This is a genomic window from Saccharothrix variisporea (assembly GCF_003634995.1).
Lineage (GTDB): Bacteria > Actinomycetota > Actinomycetes > Mycobacteriales > Pseudonocardiaceae > Actinosynnema > Actinosynnema variisporeum.
Genome location: NZ_RBXR01000001.1, coordinates 7,096,438 through 7,115,846, shown reverse-complemented (window position 1 = coordinate 7,115,846; position 19,409 = coordinate 7,096,438). Strand labels below are relative to the sequence as shown.

25 protein-coding genes are annotated in these 19,409 nt (G+C 71.5%); 7 read left to right on the top strand and 18 right to left on the bottom strand.

Translation table 11 applies throughout. From position 1 onward, the window contains the following. Positions 1–76: 76 nt before the first annotated feature. From trpA to DFJ66_RS32560, 5 genes are all read right to left on the bottom strand, one after another. Positions 77–862, bottom strand: a complete 786-nt coding sequence (trpA, locus tag DFJ66_RS32580) for a tryptophan synthase subunit alpha (protein ID WP_121226940.1) — start codon at positions 860–862, stop codon at positions 77–79. Beyond that, on the bottom strand, positions 859–2,082 hold the full coding sequence (gene trpB / locus DFJ66_RS32575) for a tryptophan synthase subunit beta (RefSeq protein ID WP_121226938.1): 1,224 nt from the start codon (positions 2,080–2,082) through the stop codon (positions 859–861). Before trpB ends, trpA begins: the two co-directional genes overlap by 4 nt. Positions 2,083–2,101: 19 nt before the next feature. Further along, on the bottom strand, positions 2,102–2,911 hold the full coding sequence (gene trpC, locus DFJ66_RS32570) for an indole-3-glycerol phosphate synthase TrpC (protein WP_121226935.1): 810 nt from the start codon (positions 2,909–2,911) through the stop codon (positions 2,102–2,104). A 218-nt stretch (positions 2,912–3,129) separates the two neighbouring features. Continuing rightward, positions 3,130–3,606, bottom strand: coding sequence for a Trp biosynthesis-associated membrane protein (locus tag DFJ66_RS32565; RefSeq protein WP_170199791.1), 477 nt, complete (start codon positions 3,604–3,606; stop codon positions 3,130–3,132). Then, a complete protein-coding gene (locus DFJ66_RS32560) occupies positions 3,599–5,140 on the bottom strand; it encodes an anthranilate synthase component I (protein WP_121226931.1) in 1,542 nt (513 codons plus the stop codon). The genes DFJ66_RS32565 and DFJ66_RS32560 overlap by 8 nt, the downstream gene beginning before the upstream one ends. A 94-nt stretch (positions 5,141–5,234) precedes the next feature. Between DFJ66_RS32560 and DFJ66_RS32555 the strand changes: the two genes are divergently transcribed. Further along, positions 5,235–5,855: a TetR/AcrR family transcriptional regulator gene (locus DFJ66_RS32555; RefSeq protein WP_246029988.1), complete on the top strand. Its 621-nt coding sequence runs from the start codon at positions 5,235–5,237 to the stop codon at positions 5,853–5,855. Here DFJ66_RS32555 and hisI read toward each other — a convergent pair. Genes hisI through hisF form a run of 3 tightly spaced genes read right to left on the bottom strand, consistent with a single transcriptional unit; the run spans position 5,848 to position 7,344 of the window. Further along, positions 5,848–6,207: a phosphoribosyl-AMP cyclohydrolase gene (hisI, locus tag DFJ66_RS32550; protein WP_121226927.1), complete on the bottom strand. Its 360-nt coding sequence runs from the start codon at positions 6,205–6,207 to the stop codon at positions 5,848–5,850. The genes DFJ66_RS32555 and hisI overlap by 8 nt on opposite strands. After that, a complete protein-coding gene (locus DFJ66_RS32545) occupies positions 6,204–6,569 on the bottom strand; it encodes a hypothetical protein (protein WP_121226925.1) in 366 nt (121 codons plus the stop codon). Before DFJ66_RS32545 ends, hisI begins: the two co-directional genes overlap by 4 nt. A 1-nt stretch (position 6,570) precedes the next feature. Next, the gene (gene hisF, locus DFJ66_RS32540; protein ID WP_121226923.1) at positions 6,571–7,344 is read right to left on the bottom strand and encodes an imidazole glycerol phosphate synthase subunit HisF; all 774 of its coding nucleotides are present in this window, start codon (positions 7,342–7,344) and stop codon (positions 6,571–6,573) included. A 278-nt stretch (positions 7,345–7,622) separates the two neighbouring features. Between hisF and cspE the strand changes: the two genes are divergently transcribed. The 3 genes from cspE (at position 7,623) to DFJ66_RS32525 (ending at position 9,027) form a co-directional block, all read left to right on the top strand. Beyond that, positions 7,623–7,826 carry a transcription antiterminator/RNA stability regulator CspE gene (gene cspE / locus DFJ66_RS32535; protein ID WP_121226921.1) on the top strand — a complete coding sequence of 68 codons (204 nt, stop codon included), beginning with the start codon at positions 7,623–7,625 and terminating at the stop codon, positions 7,824–7,826. A 71-nt stretch (positions 7,827–7,897) separates the two neighbouring features. Further along, complete coding sequence (locus DFJ66_RS32530; RefSeq protein WP_121226919.1) at positions 7,898–8,266, top strand: PPOX class F420-dependent oxidoreductase; 369 nt, start codon at positions 7,898–7,900, stop codon at positions 8,264–8,266. A gap of 38 nt (positions 8,267–8,304) precedes the next feature. Further along, positions 8,305–9,027, top strand: coding sequence for a Clp protease N-terminal domain-containing protein (locus DFJ66_RS32525; RefSeq protein WP_121226917.1), 723 nt, complete (start codon positions 8,305–8,307; stop codon positions 9,025–9,027). Here the strand turns inward: DFJ66_RS32525 and priA are convergent. From priA to DFJ66_RS32500, 5 genes are all read right to left on the bottom strand, one after another. Next, positions 8,993–9,724, bottom strand: coding sequence for a bifunctional 1-(5-phosphoribosyl)-5-((5-phosphoribosylamino)methylideneamino)imidazole-4-carboxamide isomerase/phosphoribosylanthranilate isomerase PriA (gene priA / locus DFJ66_RS32520; RefSeq protein ID WP_121226915.1), 732 nt, complete (start codon positions 9,722–9,724; stop codon positions 8,993–8,995). The genes DFJ66_RS32525 and priA overlap by 35 nt on opposite strands. 63 nt (positions 9,725–9,787) lie before the next feature. Then, positions 9,788–10,420 (bottom strand): imidazole glycerol phosphate synthase subunit HisH, encoded by a 633-nt coding sequence (hisH, locus tag DFJ66_RS32515; protein WP_121226912.1) that lies wholly within the window; start codon positions 10,418–10,420, stop codon positions 9,788–9,790. A gap of 9 nt (positions 10,421–10,429) precedes the next feature. Further along, entirely contained in the window at positions 10,430–10,906 is a 477-nt protein-coding gene (locus DFJ66_RS32510) for a hypothetical protein (protein WP_121226910.1), read from the bottom strand. Between the two features lie 65 nt (positions 10,907–10,971). Further along, positions 10,972–11,856 (bottom strand): transketolase family protein, encoded by an 885-nt coding sequence (locus DFJ66_RS32505; protein WP_121232062.1) that lies wholly within the window; start codon positions 11,854–11,856, stop codon positions 10,972–10,974. A gap of 5 nt (positions 11,857–11,861) precedes the next feature. Beyond that, the gene (locus DFJ66_RS32500) at positions 11,862–12,548 is read right to left on the bottom strand and encodes a thiamine pyrophosphate-dependent enzyme (RefSeq protein WP_121226908.1); all 687 of its coding nucleotides are present in this window, start codon (positions 12,546–12,548) and stop codon (positions 11,862–11,864) included. A 71-nt stretch (positions 12,549–12,619) separates the two neighbouring features. Here DFJ66_RS32500 and soxR point away from each other — a divergent pair, with 71 nt between their 5' ends. Next, positions 12,620–13,063 carry a redox-sensitive transcriptional activator SoxR gene (gene soxR / locus DFJ66_RS32495; RefSeq protein WP_397556333.1) on the top strand — a complete coding sequence of 148 codons (444 nt, stop codon included), beginning with the start codon at positions 12,620–12,622 and terminating at the stop codon, positions 13,061–13,063. Positions 13,064–13,107: 44 nt separating this feature from the next. Continuing rightward, positions 13,108–13,638, top strand: coding sequence for an RNA 2'-phosphotransferase (locus DFJ66_RS32490; protein ID WP_121226906.1), 531 nt, complete (start codon positions 13,108–13,110; stop codon positions 13,636–13,638). Here the strand turns inward: DFJ66_RS32490 and DFJ66_RS32485 are convergent. The 5 genes from DFJ66_RS32485 to hisD all read right to left on the bottom strand — a co-directional run bounded on the left by DFJ66_RS32485 (position 13,598) and on the right by hisD (position 17,849). Next, positions 13,598–14,209, bottom strand: a complete 612-nt coding sequence (locus DFJ66_RS32485; protein WP_121226904.1) for a TetR/AcrR family transcriptional regulator — start codon at positions 14,207–14,209, stop codon at positions 13,598–13,600. The genes DFJ66_RS32490 and DFJ66_RS32485 overlap by 41 nt on opposite strands. Before the next feature lie 393 nt (positions 14,210–14,602). Then, entirely contained in the window at positions 14,603–14,758 is a 156-nt protein-coding gene (locus DFJ66_RS43085) for a hypothetical protein (RefSeq protein WP_170199788.1), read from the bottom strand. 30 nt (positions 14,759–14,788) lie between these two features. Continuing rightward, entirely contained in the window at positions 14,789–15,400 is a 612-nt protein-coding gene (gene hisB, locus DFJ66_RS32480) for an imidazoleglycerol-phosphate dehydratase HisB (protein ID WP_211351391.1), read from the bottom strand. Continuing rightward, positions 15,397–16,500 carry a histidinol-phosphate transaminase gene (locus tag DFJ66_RS32475; RefSeq protein ID WP_121226902.1) on the bottom strand — a complete coding sequence of 368 codons (1,104 nt, stop codon included), beginning with the start codon at positions 16,498–16,500 and terminating at the stop codon, positions 15,397–15,399. The genes hisB and DFJ66_RS32475 overlap by 4 nt, the downstream gene beginning before the upstream one ends. Beyond that, positions 16,497–17,849, bottom strand: coding sequence for a histidinol dehydrogenase (hisD, locus tag DFJ66_RS32470; RefSeq protein ID WP_121226900.1), 1,353 nt, complete (start codon positions 17,847–17,849; stop codon positions 16,497–16,499). The genes DFJ66_RS32475 and hisD overlap by 4 nt, the downstream gene beginning before the upstream one ends. Positions 17,850–18,030: 181 nt before the next feature. On the opposite strand from hisD, the gene DFJ66_RS32465 reads away from it, so the two are divergent. Further along, positions 18,031–19,341 carry a M14 family metallopeptidase gene (locus tag DFJ66_RS32465; protein WP_121226898.1) on the top strand — a complete coding sequence of 437 codons (1,311 nt, stop codon included), beginning with the start codon at positions 18,031–18,033 and terminating at the stop codon, positions 19,339–19,341. The last annotated feature ends 68 nt before the right edge of the window (positions 19,342–19,409 follow it).

Sequence of the window (19,409 nt, the reverse complement as noted above, 5' to 3'; positions counted from 1 at the left end):
GCAAGCTTGCGGATGACCACCGACAATTCCGGGGGCTCAGCGGCCCCCGGAACGCCAGTTCACTCGAACGTGTGTTCTACGCCGGAGCGGGAACCTGGCGGACGCCCTCGGCCAGCTCGGCGGTCAAAGCGGCCACGCGGTCCTCTGCCACCGCAGACACGAAAGCCGAGCCCACGATGACGCCGTCCGCGAACGCGGCCAACTCCGCCGCCTGAGCGCCCGAACGCACGCCCAGACCCACGGCCACCGGCATCGAAGTGTGCTCCCGCACCCGCTTGACCAGCGCCGGAGCCGCCGACGACACGACGTCCCGCGCGCCGGTCACGCCCATCACCGACGTGGCGTACAGGAAGCCGCTGGACGACCGGGCCGTCAGGTCGATCCGCTCCTCCGTGGACGAAGGCGCCACCAGGAAGATCCGGTCCAGACCGTGCGCCTCCGACGCGGCCAGCCACTCCGACGCCTCGTCGGGCACCAGGTCGGGCGTGATCAGGCCCAGACCCCCGGCCGCCGCCAGGTCACGCGCGAAAGCGTCCACGCCGTACCGCAGCACCGGGTTCCAGTACGTCATCACGACCGCGCGACCGCCGAGAGCAGCCACCGACTCGACCACGCCGAACAGGTCCCGCACCCGGAACCCGCCGCGCAACGCCTCCTCCGACGCCCGCTGGATGGTCGGGCCGTCCATCACGGGATCGGAGTACGGCAGGCCGACCTCCACGATGTCGCACCCGGACTCCACCATCGTCCGCAGCACGTCCTTCGACCCCTCCACCGACGGGAACCCCGCCGGCAGGTAGCCGATCAGCGCCGCCCGGCGCTCGTCGCGGCAGGTCGCGAAAACCGAAGAAAGACCGCTCACGACTGAGCCCCCAGTCCGAACCACTTGATCGCGGTGTCCATGTCCTTGTCGCCGCGGCCGGACAGGTTCACCACGATCAGACCGTCCGGACCCAGTTCGCGGCCCAGCTCCAGGGCGCCGGCGAGCGCGTGCGAGGACTCGATCGCCGGGATGATGCCCTCCGTGCGCGACAGCAGCGCGAACGCCTCCATCGCCTGCACGTCGGTCACCGGCCGGTACTCCGCCCGTCCGATGTCCTTCAGGTGCGCGTGCTCCGGGCCGACGCCCGGGTAGTCCAGACCGGCCGAGATGGAGTGCGCCTCGGTGATCTGGCCGTCCTCGTCCTGCATGACGTACGACATCGCGCCGTGCAGCGAACCCGGCGTGCCCACGGTCAGCGTGGCCCCGTGGCGGTCGGTGTCGATGCCGTCGCCGCCGGGCTCCAGGCCGACCAGGCGCACCGACGGGTCGTCGATGAACCCGTGGAAGATGCCGATCGCGTTGGACCCGCCGCCCACGCACGCCGCGACCACGTCGGGCAGGCGGCCGGCCTGCTCCAGCACCTGGGCCCGCGCCTCGATGCCGATGACGCGGTGGAAGTCGCGCACCAGCACCGGGAACGGGTGCGGCCCGGCCGCGGTGCCCAGCAGGTAGTGCGTGTCGTCGACGTTGGCCACCCAGTCGCGCAACGCCTCGTTGATGGCGTCCTTGAGAGTGCGCGAACCCGTCTTCACGGGGATGACCTCGGCACCCAGCAGCCGCATCCGCGCCACGTTCAGCGCCTGCCGCTCGGTGTCCACCTCGCCCATGTAGATGACGCAGTCCAAGCCCATAAGGGCGCACGCGGTCGCCGTCGCGACGCCGTGCTGCCCGGCGCCGGTCTCGGCGATGACGCGCTTCTTGCCCATGCGCTTGGTCAGCAGCGCCTGACCCAGCACGTTGTTGATCTTGTGGGAGCCGGTGTGGTTCAGGTCTTCCCGCTTGAGGAAGACCCGAGCCCCACCGGCGTGCTCCGCGAACTTCTTCGCCTCGGTGAGCAGGGACGGGCGTCCGGCGTAGTCGCGCAACAGCCGGGCGAACTCGTCCAGGAAGTCCGGGTCGACCCGCGCCTTCTCGTAGAAGGCGGCGAGCTCGTCCACGGCCGCGATGAGCGCCTCGGGCATGTAGCGCCCACCCCATCGCCCCCAGTGGCCGTGCTCGTCCGGGTCGTGGGGGGTCGGGGCCAACTGCCCAGGCGACATGCGCTCTCCTCCGAAGTGATTACCTGCTCGGCCGGGGACACGCGGGGTGCGACCCCGCCGTCACCAGCTTGTTCACGGCGACCTTGGGGTCGCCGCTGGTCACCAGCGACTCGCCGACGAGCACCGCGTCCGCGCCGGCGCCCGCGTACGCCATGAGGTCACCGGGTCCGGTGACCCCCGACTCGGCGATCTTGATGGTCTCGAACGGCAGCCCGGGGGCGATCCGCCCGAAGACGTCCTTGTCCACTTCCAGGGTGTGCAGGTTCCGCGCGTTGACGCCGATGACGCTCGCGCCCGCCTCGAGCGCCCGGTCGGCTTCCTCGGCCGTGTGCACCTCGACCAGCGCGGTCATGCCCAGCGACTCGACCCGGTCCAGCAGCGACACCAGCGCGTTCTGCTCCAGCGCGGCCACGATCAGCAGCACCAGGTCCGCGCCGTGCAGGCGCGCCTCGTGCACCTGGTAGGGGCTGACGATGAAGTCCTTGCGCAGCAAGGGGACGTTCACCGCGGCCCGCACGGCGTCGAAGTCGGCCAGCGACCCGCCGAAGCGCCGCCCCTCGGTCAGCACGCTGATCGCCCGCGCGCCGCCCGCCTCGTACTGCGCCGCCAGCTCCGCGGGCTCCGGGATCTCGGCCAGCGCCCCCTTGGACGGGCTGCGCCGCTTCACCTCCGCGATCACGCCCACGCCGGGCGAGCGCAGGATCGACATCACGTCCAGCGGCGCGGGCACCTTGGCCGCGCGCTCCCTCAGCACGTCGAAGGGCAGTTCCGCCTCGCGCGCGGCGAGGTCTTCGCGGACGCCCTCGATGATCGACTCGAGAACGGTCATCCGAGCACCTCGCCCGTGTCCGTCGTCTTGGGTCCGCCGCTGCCGGCGGCGGTCAACCAGTCCTTCGCGCTCGCAAGCTCCCGCACGTCATGCTCCCCTTCCCGCCAGAAGGATGCTAACCCCGGCATGAACCGCTTCCCGCCACCGGGGTGTTCGGGTTCGCGCAGATGACCGGGGCTGTCCGGGGCCCACGTGCGCCAACGTGCGCTGCTGCCGGGTCAGTCCCGCTCCGTGGGATCGTCGCCGCGTTCCAGGGCGTTCCACATCTCACGTTCGGGGTCGGCGGACTTCTTGGCCGCGCCGGGCGTCTGGTAGCCGCCGCCCAGGCGCGGCATGGCCCCGCCGCGCAGCACCAGCACCACCCCGGCGCCCACCACGCACACAGTGCCCGCCAACGCCACCAGGAGGGCGGTCACGGGCGGTCCGGCGGCCACGGCCGTGAACCCCACCGCGACCCCCGCGAGCACCAGCACGACGCCCACCAGCCGCCGCACCCACCCGCTCAGCGCCACCACCGCGGCGATCGCCGCGGCGCTCAGCACGGCCGTGGGCAGCAGCGCGGGCGACACCTCGGCACCACTGGCCTGGGCATTGAGCCGCGTGGAGCCCCAGGTCATGCCCGAGGAACCCCACAACGCGACCGCGCCCAGCACCAGCAGGACGACCACGATCCACAGTGGACGCCGATCAGACACGAGCGGAGTCCACCGACTGCGACATGGTCCCCGCCGTGGCGATCGCCGACAGCACGGCACCCGCCTTGTTCAGGCACTCGTTGTCCTCGGCGACCGGGTCGGAGTCGGCCACGATGCCGCCGCCGGCCTGCACGTACGCCACGCCGTCCCGCACCAGCGCCGTGCGGATGGCGATCGCGGTGTCGGCGTCGCCGGCGAAGTCCAGGTAGCCCACGACCCCGCCGTACAGGCCGCGCCGCGTCGGCTCCAGCTCCTCGATCAGCTCCATCGCGCGCGGCTTGGGCGCACCCGACAGCGTCCCCGCCGGGAAGCACGCGGCCACCGCGTCGAACGCCGTCTTGCCCTCGGCCAGCTCGCCGCTGACCGTGGACACGATGTGCATGACGTGGCTGTACCGCTCGACCTTGAAGAAGTCGACCACGGTCACCGAGCCCGGCTTGCACACCCGGCCCAGGTCGTTGCGGCCCAGGTCGACCAGCATGAGGTGCTCCGCGCGCTCCTTCTGGTCGGCCAGCAGGTCCTTCTCCAGCAGCGCGTCCTCCTCGACGTCCACGCCCCGCCAGCGGGTGCCCGCGATGGGGTGCGTGGTGGCCTTGCCGTCCCGCACGGTGACCAGGGACTCGGGGCTGCACCCGACGATGTCGAATTCGTCCAGCCGCAGCAGGTACATGTACGGGCTGGGGTTGGACGTGCGCAGGACGCGGTAGATGTCCAGCGGGTCGGCGTCGGTGCGCATCTCGAACCGCTGCGACAGCACGACCTGGAACGCCTCGCCCGCGCGGATGGCTTCCTTGGCCTTCTCCACGACCGCGTAGTGCTCCTGCTGCGTGCGCCGACGCACGAACTCCGGCTTCGGTCGGGAGAACACGGCCACGGTGGGCGGCGCGGCGGCCTGGAGGTCCTCGGTCATGCGGTCCAGGCGGGCCACGGCGTCGTCGTAGGCGGCGTCCACCCGCTCGGGGCTGTCGTCCCAGTTGATGGCGTTGGCGATGAGCGTGACCGTGCCCTCGTGGTGGTCCAGGGCGGCCAGGTCGGTGGCCAGCATCATGACCAGCTCGGGGACCTTGAGGTCGTCCACGGCCAGCGACGGCAGCCGCTCCAGCCGGCGCACGGCGTCGTAGCCGATGTAGCCGACCATGCCGCCGGTCAGCGGGGGCAGGCCGGGCAGCGGGTCGGTGCGCAGCACCTCGATGGTCTCGCGCAGCGCCACCAGGGGGTCGCCGCCCTCGGGCAGGCCCACGGGGTGCTGGCCGGTCCAGTACGCCTCGCCGCCGGTCGCGGTCAGCGCGCCGGCGCAGCGCGCGCCCACGAACGACCAGCGCGACCAGGAGCGGCCGTTCTCGGCGGACTCGAACAGGAACGTGCCGGGCCGGTCGGCCGCCAGCTTGCGGTACAGGCCCACGGGGGTCTCCGCGTCCGCGAGCAGCCGGCGCACGACCGGGATGACCCGCCGCTGCGCGGCGAGTTCGCGGAACTCCTCGCGCGTCGGGCTGACCTCGCCCAGCCCCGCGCCTGCACCGATCACGCTCACCATGGGGACATTCTGCCGTGTCGCCCCGGCGGCCCCACCAGCGGCATCGAATTCAGCGCACGTTGAAAAACTTGCGCGCGCCACTCATGATGGACAGGTGAACGAAGGCACGCAACAGGCCGAACCGAAGCGCCGCGGCCGCCGCGCCGGCGGCGAGGACACCAAGGCGGCGCTGCTCGCCGCCGCCCGCGAGGTGTTCATGGAGCGCGGCTACGAGGGCGCGACCGTGCGGTCCATCGCGGCTCGGGCGGGCGTGGACGCGGCGATGGTCAACCACTGGTTCGGCGGCAAGGAGGGCTTGTTCGCCAAGGCCGTCCTCCAGGTCCCGATCGACCCGAACACGCTGGTCACGCACATCCTGGAGGGCGGCCCGAAGGACCAGACCGGCGAACGGATCGTGCGGACGTTCCTCGGCGTGTGGGACCCGATCGGCGGTGGTCAGTTCGCGGCGCTCATGCGCAGCGTCACCGCGCACGACCAGGTCGCCGACGTGCTGCGCGACTTCTTCGTGCACACCCTGCTCAAGAAGGTCGTCGCGGGCATCGGCACCGAGGACCGGCCCGAACTGCGCGCCACGCTGGCCGCCAGCCAGATCTTCGGCATGGGCATGGTCCGGTACGTGGTGAAGTTCGAGCCGCTGGCCTCGGCGGACGTCGAGACGATGGTCAAGGCGGTCGCGCCGAACCTCCAGCGCTACCTGACCGGCGACATCAGCTGACCGGCTCTTCACCCAACAGGACCGTCGAGTCGAAGCACGTCCGGTCGCCGGTGTGGCAGGCCGCGCCGACCTGGTCCACGACCAGCAGCACGGTGTCGCCGTCGCAGTCCAGCCGCACCTCGTGCACGTACTGCGTGTGCCCGGACGTCTCGCCCTTCACCCACAGCTGCTGGCGGCTGCGCGAGTAGTAGGTCGCCCGGCGGGTGGTGAGGGTGCGGTGCAGGGCCTCGTCGTCCATCCACGCCACCATCAGCACCTCGCCGGTGCCCTTGCGCTGCGCCACCGCGCACACAAGGCCGTCCGGGGTGCGCTTGAGGCGTGCGGCGATCGTGGGGTCGAGCGCGCTGGTCACCGGGCTCCTCCGAAGTGCTCACGCGCGGGCTTCATGTTCAGCAGGACCATGCCGAAGACGTGCAGCGCCGAGAGCACCGCCGACAGCACGCGCACCCACACCGGCCCTTCGGCGAGCACGGCCAGCAAGTGCACCAGGCCGATCAGCCCGTAGATCAGCACGGCGGTCAGCCGCGCGGGCCGGAACCGGGCGATGAGCCCGGCCACCGCGACCAGTTCGAGCACCAGGACGACCAGCGGGAACCTGATCCACACCCCGTCACCGGTGGACTGCCAGCGGATCAGCCCCTCCAGCACGAACAGCGCGCCGCCGACCGCGCCGACCAGCGTGCCCAGGAACGCTTCGACCGGACCACCGCGCACGTCAGCGCACCTCCACGCCGGCGTCGCGCAGCGCCTGCTTGACCTCGCCGATGCGCAGCGTGCCGAAGTGGAACACGCTGGCCGCCAGCACCGCGTCCGCGCCGGCCTCGATGGCGGGCGGGAAGTGGTCGACCGTGCCCGCGCCGCCGCTGGCGATCAGCGGGACGTCCACGACCCCGCGCACCATCCGGATCAGCTCCAGGTCGAAGCCCGCCTTGGTGCCGTCGGCGTCCATCGAGTTGAGCAGGATCTCGCCGACGCCCAGCTCCTGACCCCGCGCCGCCCACTCGACCGCGTCGATGCCGGTGCCCTTGCGCCCGCCGTGCGTGGTGACCTCGAACCCGGACGGGGTGGGCTTCTCGCCCTCGGGGACGCGCCGGGCGTCCACCGACAGCACGATGCACTGCGCCCCGAACCGCTCGGACAGCTCCTTGAGCAGCTCCGGCCGGGCGATGGCGGCGGTGTTCACGCCCACCTTGTCCGCGCCGGCGCGCAGCAGCTTGTTCACGTCCTCGGTCGTGCGCACGCCGCCGCCCACGGTGAGCGGGATGAACACCTGCTCGGCGGTGCGGCGGACCACGTCGAAGGTGGTCTCGCGGTCGGAGGAGGAGGCGGTGACGTCGAGGAAGGTCAGCTCGTCGGCACCTTCGGCGTCGTAGGCGCGGGCCAGCTCCACCGGGTCGCCCGCGTCGACGAGGTTGGTGAAGTTCACGCCCTTCACCACCCGTCCCCGGTCGACGTCCAGGCAGGGGATCACGCGCACCGCGACTGACATGGGACAAAGCCTACGGGCAGGTCACAGGGCGTCCGCCGGCGGTGTCGGTCACACCGGAAGGGGCGTCTTGGGTCACATCCGGCGTCCGGACGCGACGCGACCGGGCAAGGTGTGGTTGACTGTAGGAGGTCGTCGGTTTTGTGTCCGTGTCATCCACGCTCGCGAAACGTTGTTCGAGCGTGTGGTTTTCCCCGGATCTTCCCGGGATCTCCCTCACTTGAAGCGACCGCGGTGGCGCAGTTGCACCACCGGTTTTACGCATGAGGAGAGAGAACAGTATGGCCAACGGCACCGTGAAGTGGTTCAACTCCGAGAAGGGCTTCGGCTTCATCGCCCCCGAGGACGGCGGCGCTGACGTGTTCGTGCACTACTCGGAGATCCAGGGCGGCGGCTACCGCAGCCTGGAGGAGAACCAGCGCGTGTCCTTCGACGTCGGCCAGGGCGCCAAGGGCCCGCAGGCGACCAACGTCGTGGCGCTCTGAGCTGAACCCCGGCTCGAACGGCCCCGTTCCCCCCGTGGGAGCGGGGCCGTTGCCGTATTACGTTGATCCGCATGAGCCTCGGTGACGAGAAGTTCCTGCTGCTGACGACGTTCCGCAAGGACGGCACGCCCGTCCCCACGCCGCTGTGGGTGGTGGGCGAGGCGGACGCGCTGTTCGTGTGGACCCCGGTGGACACCGGCAAGGTCAAGCGCATCCGGCGCAGCGGGGACGTCGAGGTCGCGCCGTGCGACTTCAAGGGCAACCCGACCGGTGCGGCGGTCAAGGCGCGGGCACGGCTGCTCGACGAGGCCGGGAGCGACCAGGTCCGGCAGCTGATCGGCCGCAAGTACGGGCTGCTCGGCAAGGTCACCGTGTTCGGCAGCAAGCTGCGGCGCGGCAAGAACGGGACCGTCGGCATCGAGATCGTGCCGTCAACCTGAGGTTGACCGTGTCGACTGCGTCAACCTAGAGTTGACGGGTGGTCACCGCACCCGTCCAGCTCACGGACCTCATCGTCACCGTCGCGCAGGAGCACGCCGACGCCCTCGCCCGGCTCACCGCCGCCGTCGAGCTGAGCGACCAGTTGGACGAGCTCGGCGATCACCTGATCGGGCACTTCGTGGACGAGGCCCGGCGGGCGGGCGCGAGCTGGACCGACATCGGCGAGAGCATCGGCGTCACCAAGCAGGCCGCGCAGAAGCGGTTCGTGCCCCGGCCCTCCCCGGACCTCAAGCCGAACTTCGACCGGTACACCGACCGGGCGCGGCGCGTGGTCGTGCTGGCCCGCCACCACGCCCGGTTCAGCGAGCGGATCGGCACCGAACACCTGCTGCTGGGCCTGATGGACGAGTCCGGCGGGCTGGGCGCGAAGACGATCACCCGCCTGGAGGCCGCCGAGGGCACGACCCGCCTGGCCACGCTCAACGCGCTGGACAACACCAGCCGGGAGCGGCCCGACCCGCAGCCGTTCAGCGCGGGGTGCAAGAAGGCGCTGGAGCTGGCGGTGCGGGAAGCCCTGCGGCTGGGTCACACGTTCGTGGGCACCGAGCACATCCTGCTCGGGCTGCTGTCCGAAGAGGACTGCACGGCGGCCAAGGTGATGGCCACGACCGGTATCACCAAGGCCGCCGCGGAAGCCCACGTCGTCGCGGAGTTCGAACGGGCGGTCAGCGCACCGCGGCCAGCGCCTCCGGGAGCGTGAACGCCCCCGCGTACAACGCCTTGCCCACGATCGCGCCCTCGACGCCGTCGCGGGACAGCGCCGCCAGCGCCACCAGGTCGTCCACACTGGACACCCCGCCGGAGGCGATGACCGGGGCGTCGGTCCGCGCGCACACCTCGCGCAGCAGGTCCACGTTCGGGCCGGTGAGCGTGCCGTCCTTGCTCACGTCGGTGACGACGTAACGGGCGCACCCGTCCCGGTCGAGCCGGTCGAGCACCTCCCACAGGTCGCCGCCGTCCTTGGTCCAGCCCCGGGCCGCCACGCGGTGGCCCTCGGCGGTGATCCGGACGTCCAGGCCGACCGCGATCTTGTCGCCGTGCTCGGCGATGGCCTTGGCGCACCACACCGGGTCCTCCAGCGCGGCGGTGCCCAGGTTCACCCGGGCGCACCCGGTGGACAGGGCGGCGGCCAGCGAGGCGTCGTCCCGGATGCCGCCGGAGAGCTCGACCTTGACGTCCAGCTCGCCGACGACCCGGGCCAGCAGCTCCCGGTTGCTGCCCCGCCCGAACGCGGCGTCGAGGTCCACCAGGTGCACCCACTCGGCCCCGTCGCGCTGCCAGGCGAGGGCGGCGTCGAGGGGCGAGCCGTAGTGGGTCTCGGTACCGGCTTCGCCCTGCACGAGTCGGACGGCCTGGCCGTCGGCCACGTCGACGGCCGGAAGCAGCGTGAAAGTCACGCGAACAGCCTAGTGGCCGGCGACGCGCCGGCCACTCCCGGTCCCACTCCGCGAACCTCCGCCTCAGAAGCTCTTCAGCCAGTTCTCCAGCAGCTGAGCGCCCGCGTCACCGGACTTCTCCGGGTGGAACTGGGTCGCCCACAGCGGCCCGTTCTCCACCGCCGCCACGAAATCGTCGTCCCCGTGCGTGGCCCAGGTCACCAGGGGTGGGCGGATGACCTCGGAGGCCTCCAGCTCCCACTTGCGCACGCCGTAGGAGTGGACGAAGTAGAAGCGGGCGTCGGGGTCCAGGCCGGCGAAGAGCTTGGTGCCCTCGGGCGCGCGGACGGTGTTCCAGCCCATGTGCGGCACGATCGGCGCTTCCAGCCGCTCCACCGTGCCCGGCCACTCGCCACAGCCCTCGGTGAGCACGCCGTGCTCGATGCCGCGCTCGAACAGGATCTGCATGCCGACGCAGATGCCCAGCACCGGGCGCCCGCCGGCCAGCCGCTCCCCGATGATGCGACCGCCCTTGACCTCGTTCAACCCGGCCATGCAGGCCGCGTACGCGCCCACGCCGGGCACCAGCAGGCCGTCCGCGTCGAGCGCCGCGCGATGGTCGGCCGTGACCTCGACGGTCGCGCCCACGCGCTGGAGGGCGCGTTCGGCGGAGCGGAGGTTGCCTGATCCGTAGTCCAGTACGACGACTCGTGCCACGCCACCAGGCTAGGCCAACGGGGACCCGCCCTGCGTCACCGGTACCACGGGCAGCACCGTGCCGATCGGCAGACCCGCCCGGTCGGGCAGCGCGGTGACCCACGTGTCGGCCCGCCCCTGGTCCACCAGCGCCTTGACCTCGGCGACGTCCCCGGGCAGGTCCAGCACCCCCGGCTCCGCCTTCACCCGCCACCACGTGACCAGCCCGACCAGGCGCCGGGCGTGGCCGCTGAACCCGGCCGCCACCCCGTCCGACCACAGCACGGCCTCGCCCGACCACCGCACCAGCAGCGCCCGCTCGCCGACCGCGCGCACCTGCTCGGCGAGCTTCGCCGCGTCCGAGAACCCGATCTGGCGCCGGGGCAGCAGCACCGTCCCGGACGCCACCGGCACCAGGGCGGCCGGTCCCGCCACGGCTCGGTGCAGGGCGAGCTGCAGCTCGGCGGTCGGCGTGGGTGTCCAGATCAGGGTTCTCGGCACGCTCACGAACGGAGATCATGCCGCAGTCGGGCACGGGCCGGTCGGGCGACACACGCTTGGCCGCCGACCCCTCAGGCGGCCACCGGGTGGGTGAACAGGCGGCGCGCGGCGGCGGCGATGCCCAGGGCGTCCAGGTCGTGGGCCGCGTCGTGGTCCTCCGGCGTCCCGTAGGCGCGCAGCTCGGCGTCCCTGCGCACCCCCAGCGACCGCAGCCGGTGGGGGATGTCGGACAGCGCCTCGGACACCAGGTGCGCCGACGTGCCCTCCAGGTACGGCTCGACCAGCAGGACGTCCGGCCGTGACGCCGCCACCGCCGCACGCAGCCCGGCTCCGTCGAACGGCCGGATCGTGGTCGCGTACAGGACCGTCACGTCCAGGTCCGCGGTCGCCTCCAGCACCCGGTCGAGCACCGGCCCCACGGCCACGACCACCCCGCCCGACCCCCGGCGCACCGCGGTGAACCCCTCCACCACCGGGAACGCCACCTTGTTCTGCCGCAACGACAACCGCAGGTACCGCAGGTCATCAGCGGCCAGCGCCGCGCGCACCAGCGGCTCCACCTCGTCCGGGTGTCCGGGCACCTGCACCCGCCACCCCGGCAACGTGTCGAGCAGCGCCACGTCACCGGGCGCCTGGTGCGTCCGCCCCCACACCGGGTCGTCATAGGAACCGCCGATGCTCACCAGCACGCCCCCGACGCCTTGGTGGCCGAAGTCCAGCTTGATCTGCTCGAACGGCCGCTCCACCAGGAACGGCGCGTAGGAGTGCACCACGGGCCGCATCCCGGTCAGGGCCGGACCGCTGCCGACCCCCACCATCAGCTGCTCCCGGATGCCGACGTTGACCACCCGGGGCGACGGCCGGAAGGCGTCGCGGGAGATCTCCGCGATCACCACCGCCACCCGCGGGTCGTCCGCCATGACGTCCTGCACGGTCTCCGCGAACACCTCGCGCATGGTCTTCACGACCCCACCACCCTCGCCACCACGACCAGCGGACGACCAGCGTGGTCCGCCGTGAACGCCTCGTACAACGCCTCCTGGTCACGTCCGTCCACAGTGGACGTCGCCCAGCCCTCGACGGCGAACCGCGCCGCCACCCCGCCCGGCCACCCGTGGGTGCCGGACTCGTTGTCCACCACCACGACGGTCAGGTTGGAAAGCCCCAACCGCCCCGCCAACGCGATCGCCTCGTGGTTGCTGCCCTCGTCCAACTCGGCGTCACCCACCAGCACGACCACCCGCGCCGACCGCCCCTGCACCCGCAACCCCACGGCCTGCCCGACCGCGATGGGCAGCCCGTGCCCGAGCGACCCGCTGCTGATCTCCACTCCGGGCACCAGCACGCGGTCCGGGTGTTGACCCAACGGCGAGCCCCACGACGTCCATTCGTCCAAAGTGGACGGCTCGATGAACCCCTTGGCGGCCAGCACGGCGTAGTACGCCATCGGCCCGTGCCCCTTCGAGAGCAGGAACCGGTCGCGGTCCGGGTCGTCGACCCGCTCCGGCGACACGTCCAGCACCCGGTCGTAGAGCACCCACAGCACGTGCAGCGTGGACGCGGCGGCCCACTCGTGCTTCTCGTCCCCGGTCATCCGCTGGAACAACGCGGGGATGTCCGCGAAGCCCAACTTCTCGCCAACTGTCATGATCCCACCCAACAACTTCGACTTAGGTCGAGGTCAAGCACTAGGCTGTGCTGGTGAGCAAGTTGCCGGAGATGTTGACCATCGGCCAGGTGGCCGAGCGCAGCGGCGTGCCGCACACCGCGCTGCGGTTCTACGAGGAGCGCGGCCTGATCCACTCCGAGCGCACGGCGGGCAACCAACGCCGCTACGCCCGCTCGGTCCTGCGCCGACTCGCGTTCATCCGCACCGCGCAGCGGGTCGGCCTGAGCCTGGAGGACGTGCACGACGCGCTGGCGACCCTGCCGGACAACCGGACGCCCACGAAGTCCGACTGGAGCAGGCTGTCCACGCACTGGCAGAGCGAGCTCGACGCCCGCATCGACGCCCTGATCCGCCTGCGCGACCGCCTGACCTCGTGCATCGGCTGCGGGTGCCTGTCCCTGCGCAGCTGCACCCTCCACAACTTCGACGACACGCAAGCCGCCGACGGCCCCGGCGCCCCGAAACTGAAGCCCGCCAGCGAGGGCGGCACCTAAACCCCTGGCCTCCCGACCCGCCGACGTGCTGCACTACTCCCGACATGGAAGACAAAGACGTGATCCGCTTGTCGAAGCGGATGTCCAAACACCTCCGCCACCAACCCGAACGCCTCGGGCTCACGCTCGACGCGGCGGGCTGGGTGGACCTGGACGAGTTCGTCCGCAAGCTGGGCACGACCCACGAACAGGTGCGCGAGGTCGTGGCGCGCAACGACAAGCAGCGCTTCACCATCGCCGACGGCCGCATCCGGGCCAACCAGGGCCACACCGTGGCCGTGGACCTCGACCTGCCCGTGGTGGAGCCACCGCCGGTGCTCTACCACGGCACGGTCGCGAAGTTCCTGCCCGACATCATGCGCGAGGGCCTGCGCCCCATGTCCCGGCACGACGTGCACCTGTCCGCGACCGTCGACACGGCCGTGCGGGTCGGTTCGCGACGCGGCAAGCCGGTGGTGCTGGAGGTCGACTCGGCATCCATGCACGCGGACGGCCACGAGTTCCGCGTGAGCGCGAACGGCGTCTGGCTGGCGGCTAGCGTTCCCCCGCGCTACCTGCGAGAACACGCCGGCTGAGGAAGTCGAGGTTGGCGGCGACCTGCTCGGGCGTGAGCCCCCGCGTCTGCCGCTGGTACCGGTAGACCTCGGGCGCGAGCGGCGCCATCAACGTGTCGGCGAGCTCCTTGGGCGCCCCGGCCTCCTCCAACAACACCTCGACGTGCCGCCGCCAGAACGCGTAAACCCCGGTCCGGTACCGCGCCTGCCCGGTCTCGGCCCCGAGCACCAGGTGCAGGTGCCGCTCGAGCAACCCGACCAACGCCCGGTAGAACGCCGCCAACCGCTCATGCGGCAACGCCCCAACCCCCAAGGGCGGCGGCCCACTCAAGATACCGGCTTGAATCTCCGACTCGTGCTCATCCAACAACGCCTGCGCGATCGAGGCCGTGTCCGGATACCGCCGGTACAACGTGGCCCGCCCCACCCCGGCGGCCTTGGCGATGTCCTCCATCGTCACGCCATCCGCCCCACCAGCTTCGGCGAACACCTTCTCGGCAGCAGCCAGCACCCGAGCACGGTTGCGCGCCGCATCCGCCCGCTCACGCGGACGCTCGACGCTCAAGCGGGGATGGGCGACCTCGCTGGACATGGCACCACCATAACCCGACCCCTCGGTGGGCGATATGTCCAGTTAGACACTCTCAACACCACACGCTCACCCCCCTGCTTTTCAACGCGCGCAGCGCGCGGTGGTTCGCAACCACAGGTGGAGGGCCTCGGTTCCCCCGCCGTATGGCCTGCCCGAAGGGCTACCACATTTTGGGCCGGGTGCAGCCAAAAGTTTTTGCGAGGAACGAGCAAAAAGTTTTAGCGGCACCCGGCCCAAAATGTGGTTGGCTCCGCCAGGCCATACGGCGGGGGAACCGACGCCCTTCACCCCCCGCTGGCGGCCTGCCGCGCGGCGAGCGCCGCTTGTGAGCTTTTCATCTTTTGATCTTGAGAGCGCGAAGCGCGTCCGCTGAAGAGCGAAGCGCCCCGGAATTCACACCAGCCAGGCGACAGCCCCACCAACCGCAACCACGGCCAGCACCCCCAGCACGACAGCCATCGCCTTGGCCGTCTTCCACGTGCTGTACACCCCACCGATCAGAAACCCGGCCAGGGCGAGCAGCCCGATGACCACGTACTCCTTGGGCATCACACAACACCCACCCTCACAGCACGCCCCTCACAGCACGCCCTTGGTGGACGGCACCCCGCCCACCCGCGGATCCGGCTCCACCGCCGCCCGCAAAGCGCGCGCGATCGCCTTGAACTGGGCCTCCGCGATGTGGTGCGGGTCGCGCCCGTACTCCACCCGGACGTGCAGCGCGATACCGGCGTGAAAAGCCAGCGAATCGAACACGTGCCGGTTCAGCACGAACGGGTAGTTGCCGCCGATGGTGAACGTGTTGAACTCCGCCGGCTCGCCCACGTGCACGCAGTACGGCCGACCGGAAACGTCCACGGCGGCGTGCGCCAGGGTCTCGTCCATCGGGATCCACGCGTCGCCGAACCGGCGGATCCCCGCCTTGTCGCCCAGCGCCTCGCGCAGGGCCTGGCCCAGCACGATGGCGACGTCCTCGACGGTGTGGTGGGCGTCGATGTCCACGTCGCCCGTCGCCCGGACGACCAGGTCCAGCGACCCGTGCACGCCCAGCGCCGTGAGCATGTGGTCGTAGAACGGGACACCCGTGCCGATCTCGACCTGGCCGGTGCCGTCGAGGTCGACCTCGACGTACACCGACGACTCCTTGGTGGTCCGCTCCACCTTGCCGACCCGGCTCGGGTTCAGGCTCACCGGCCAACCTCCTTGCTCGCCGCGAGGAACGCGTCGTTCTCCTCGGGAGTCCCGACCGTCACCCGCAGATGACCCGCGATACCGACGTCCCTGATCAGCACACCGCGCTCCAGGTAGTCCCGCCACGTGGCGTGCGCGTCCTCGAACCACCCGAACAGCACGAAGTTCGCGTCGCTGGGCACCACGTCGAAGCCCATCCCGGCCAGCGCCTCCACGACCCGGTCGCGCTCGGCGGCGAGCTTGGCCACCGACCCCAGGGTCTCGGCCGCGTGCCGCAGCGAGGCGCGCGCGGCGGCCTGGGTCAGGGCCGACAGGTGGTAGGGCAGCCGGACCAGCTGCAACGCGTCCACGACCGCCGGTGCGGCGGCCAGGTAGCCGAGCCGGCCGCCGGCGAAGGCGAACGCCTTGCTCATGGTCCGGCTGACGATGAGCTTGTCCGGGTAGTCCGCGAGCAGCCCCACCGCCGACGGGCGCGAGGAGAACTCCGCGTAGGCCTCGTCCACCACGACCATGCCGGGGGCGGCCTCGAGCAGGCCCCGCAGGTCCTCGGTCGGCACGCTCTGGCCGGTCGGGTTGTTCGGGCTGGTCACGAAGACCACGTCCGGCTGCCGCTCGGCGACGATCTCGGCCGCCTTCTCGGTGTCCAGCGAGAAGTCCGCGCGCCGCGGGGTGGGTGCCCACTCGGTGCGGGTGCCGGCGGCGATGATCGGGTGCATCGAGTACGACGGCTCGAAGCCCAGCGCCGTCCGCCCCGGGCCGCCGAAGGCCTGGAGGATCTGCTGGAGGATCTCGTTGGACCCGTTGGCGGCCCACAGGTTCGCGGCGGTCAGGGCCACGCCCGTCGAGTCGGTCAGGTACGCGGCCAGGTCCTCGCGCAGCGCCACCGCGTCCCGGTCCGGGTAGCGGTGCAGCTCGGCGGCCACCTCCGCGACCTCGGCGACGACCTCGGCGACCAGCTCGTCCGAGGGCGGGTACGGGTTCTCGTTGGTGTTGAGCCGGACGGGCACGTCCAGCTGCGGCGCGCCGTAGGGGGTGCGTCCGCGCAGGTCTTCGCGCAGGGGGAGGTCGGCCAGCTCCACCCGGTCTCCGACGGGCCTCATCCGGCGACCCCGGCGGCCCCCGCGACCCCGGCGGCGCCGGAGAACCTCGCCCGCACGGCCTGGCCGTGCGCGGGCAGGTCCTCGGCGTTGGCCAGCGCCACGACCTTGTCCGCGACCTCGCGCAGCGCGTCCTCGCTGTAGTCGACGACGTGGATGCCGCGCAGGAACGTCTGCACCGACAGGCCCGACGAGTGCCGCGCGCAGCCGGCCGTGGGCAGCACGTGGTTGGAGCCGGCGCAGTAGTCGCCCAGCGACACCGGGGAGTGCGCGCCCACGAAGACCGCGCCGGCGGCGCGCACGCGGGCGGCCACCTCGCGCGCACCGACCGTCTGGATCTCCAGGTGCTCGGCGGCGTAGGTGTTCACGACCGTGAGCCCGTCGTCCACAGTGGACACCAGGACCGTGCCGGACTGCCGGCCGAGCAACGCCGTCCGGATGCGCTCGCTGTGCTTGGTGGCGCCGACCTGGCGCTCCAGCTCGGCGTCCACGGCGTCCGCCAACGCCTCCGACGTGGTCACCAGGACGCTCGCCGCGAGCGGGTCGTGCTCGGCCTGGCTGATCAGGTCGGCGGCCACGTGCACCGGGTCGGCGGTCTCGTCGGCCAGGATCGCGATCTCGGTGGGGCCGGCCTCGGAGTCGATGCCGATCAGGCCGCGCAGCAGGCGCTTGGCGGCGGTGAGGTAGATGTTGCCCGGACCGGTCACCACGTCGACCGGGGCCAGTTCGCCGCCGTCGGTGTCCACGCCGCCGTACGCGAGCAGCGCCACGGCCTGCGCCCCGCCGAGCGCCCACACCTCGGTGACGCCGAGCAGCGCGGCGGCGGCCAGGATCGTCGGGTGCGGCAGACCGCCGAACTCGGCCTGCGGCGGCGAGACCACCACCAGCGACTCGACGCCCGCGGTCTGCGCCGGCACCACGTTCATGACGACGGTGGACGGGTAGACCGCCAGGCCACCGGGCGCGTACAGGCCGACGCGGGCGACCGGCACCCAGCGCTCGGTCACCGTCCCGCCGGGCACGACCTGGGTCGTGGTGTCGGTGCGCCGCTGGTCGGCGTGCACCTTGCGGGCGCGCGCGATGGACTCCTCCAGCGCCTCCCGCACGGCCGGGTCCAGCTCGGCCAGCGCCCGGTCCAGCTCGGCCACCGGCACGCGCACCCGCTCGGGCCGCACCTTGTCGAACCGCTCGGTGACGTCCAGGGCGGCCTCGACACCCCGCTCGCGCACCGCGTCCACGATGGGCCGCACATGGTGCAGAACCGCGTCCACGTCCACCTCGGCGCGCGGCAGCGCGGCGCGCAGTTCTGCCGGTGACGGGACCCGACCACGCAGGTCGATGCGGTTCAGCATGACCTCAAGGGTAAGCCGTGCGGCGCATCGCCTGGTTCGGCGGGGTGGGCCGAGAGCTGTCAACTGTCACCCGCCCCGGCGACGACGAACCCGACAAACGGCGGCTATGCCGATCTGTGACGGTCGGGCCACGCTGCGTAGGCACCACTCCGTCGCAAACCCTGCTGATGATGGAGGAGCAATGTCACCCAAGCGGCGCGGCCTGATGGCCGCCGCGCTCGGTGCGTGCCTGGCCCTGGTACTCCCCTTGCACACCGGGTCGGCGCAGTCGAGCACCACGAAATCCCCCGAGCGGACCCTCTTCGAGGTCACCGCGGGCTCACCGGAGGCCCGGACGCGCGTCGCCCGGACCGGGGTGGACGTCCTCGGCCAGGAAGGCGACACGCTCACCGTCGTCGCCGAGGCCCGGCAGCAGTGGGCGCTGCGGGCCACCGGGCTGCCCGTCAAGAACCTCGGCGACTACGACGCCCAGCTCCGGTCGCTGGGCAAGGCCGACTTCACCGACCCCCAGGTCGGCACCCAGGACTTCCCGTCCGGCTACACCGGCTACCACAACTTCCAGGAGATGGTCACCGAGCTGAACCAGACCGTCACCGACCACCCGAACCTGGTGCGGCTGTCGACCATCGGCAAGTCCTACCAGGGCCGCGAGCTGTGGACGCTGAAGATCAGCGACAACCCCGGCGTGGACGAGGCCGAGCCCGAGGTGCTGTTCACCTGCAACATGCACGCCCGGGAGCACCTGACCGTCGAGATGTGCCTGCGGATCATCAAGCAGTACACCGACGGCTACGCCACCAACCCGACGATCAAGAACCTCGTGGACACCCGCGAGATCTGGATCGTCCCGATGGTCAACCCGGACGGCGTGGAGTACGACATCGCCACCGGCTCGTTCCGGTCGTGGCGCAAGAACCGGCAGCCGAACTCGACGTCCACCGGCACCGATCCGAACCGCAACTTCGGCTACCAGTGGGGTTGCTGCGGCGGGTCGAGCAGCAGCGGGTCCAGCGAGACCTACCGCGGCCCGTCGGCGTTCTCCGCGCCGGAGGTGGCCCGCATCCGGGACTTCGTCAACGGCCGGGTGGTGGGCGGTGTGCAGCAGATCAAGACGCACATCGACTTCCACACCTACTCGGAGCTGATCCTGTGGCCGTACGGCTACACCTACAACGACACCGCGCCGGGCCTGGACTCGACGCAGGCCAGCGCGTTCTCCACGCTGGGCCGGCGGATGGCGGCGCTCAACGGCTACACGCCGCAGCAGTCCAGCGACCTCTACATCACCGACGGCACCATCAACGACTGGCTGTGGGGCGTCCACAAGATCTGGAGCTACACGTTCGAGATGTACCCGACCGGGTCGGGCGGTGGCGGTTTCTACCCGCGTGACACCGTGATCGCCACCCAGACCGCCCGCAACGACAGCGCGGTCGAGCTGTTCCTGTCCTACTCGGACTGCGTGCCGCGCATCATCAGCCGCACCTGCTGAGGCCTCCGGCGCGGGCCCGCACCTCGCAGGCCCGCGCCGCTCAGGCCAGCACCGCTCAGTCCAGCGCC

Bases quoted from the DNA above. Each gene is read 5' to 3' on its own strand.
- trpB (WP_121226938.1), bottom strand. From the start codon at position 2,082: ATGTCGCCTGGGCAGTTGGCCCCGACCCCCCACGACCCGGACGAGCAC.
- trpC (WP_121226935.1), bottom strand. From the start codon at position 2,911: ATGACCGTTCTCGAGTCGATCATCGAGGGCGTCCGCGAAGACCTCGCC.
- DFJ66_RS32560 (WP_121226931.1), bottom strand. From the start codon at position 5,140: ATGGTGAGCGTGATCGGTGCAGGCGCGGGGCTGGGCGAGGTCAGCCCG.
- hisF (WP_121226923.1), bottom strand. From the start codon at position 7,344: ATGTCAGTCGCGGTGCGCGTGATCCCCTGCCTGGACGTCGACCGGGGA.
- cspE (WP_121226921.1), top strand. From the start codon at position 7,623: ATGGCCAACGGCACCGTGAAGTGGTTCAACTCCGAGAAGGGCTTCGGC.
- DFJ66_RS32530 (WP_121226919.1), top strand. From the start codon at position 7,898: ATGAGCCTCGGTGACGAGAAGTTCCTGCTGCTGACGACGTTCCGCAAG.
- DFJ66_RS32505 (WP_121232062.1), bottom strand. From the start codon at position 11,856: ATGCGCGAGGTGTTCGCGGAGACCGTGCAGGACGTCATGGCGGACGAC.
- DFJ66_RS32500 (WP_121226908.1), bottom strand. From the start codon at position 12,548: ATGACAGTTGGCGAGAAGTTGGGCTTCGCGGACATCCCCGCGTTGTTC.
- soxR (WP_397556333.1), top strand. From the start codon at position 12,620: ATGTTGACCATCGGCCAGGTGGCCGAGCGCAGCGGCGTGCCGCACACC.
- DFJ66_RS32490 (WP_121226906.1), top strand. From the start codon at position 13,108: ATGGAAGACAAAGACGTGATCCGCTTGTCGAAGCGGATGTCCAAACAC.
- DFJ66_RS32485 (WP_121226904.1), bottom strand. From the start codon at position 14,209: ATGTCCAGCGAGGTCGCCCATCCCCGCTTGAGCGTCGAGCGTCCGCGT.
- DFJ66_RS43085 (WP_170199788.1), bottom strand. From the start codon at position 14,758: ATGCCCAAGGAGTACGTGGTCATCGGGCTGCTCGCCCTGGCCGGGTTT.
- DFJ66_RS32475 (WP_121226902.1), bottom strand. From the start codon at position 16,500: ATGAGGCCCGTCGGAGACCGGGTGGAGCTGGCCGACCTCCCCCTGCGC.
- hisD (WP_121226900.1), bottom strand. From the start codon at position 17,849: ATGCTGAACCGCATCGACCTGCGTGGTCGGGTCCCGTCACCGGCAGAA.
- DFJ66_RS32465 (WP_121226898.1), top strand. From the start codon at position 18,031: ATGTCACCCAAGCGGCGCGGCCTGATGGCCGCCGCGCTCGGTGCGTGC.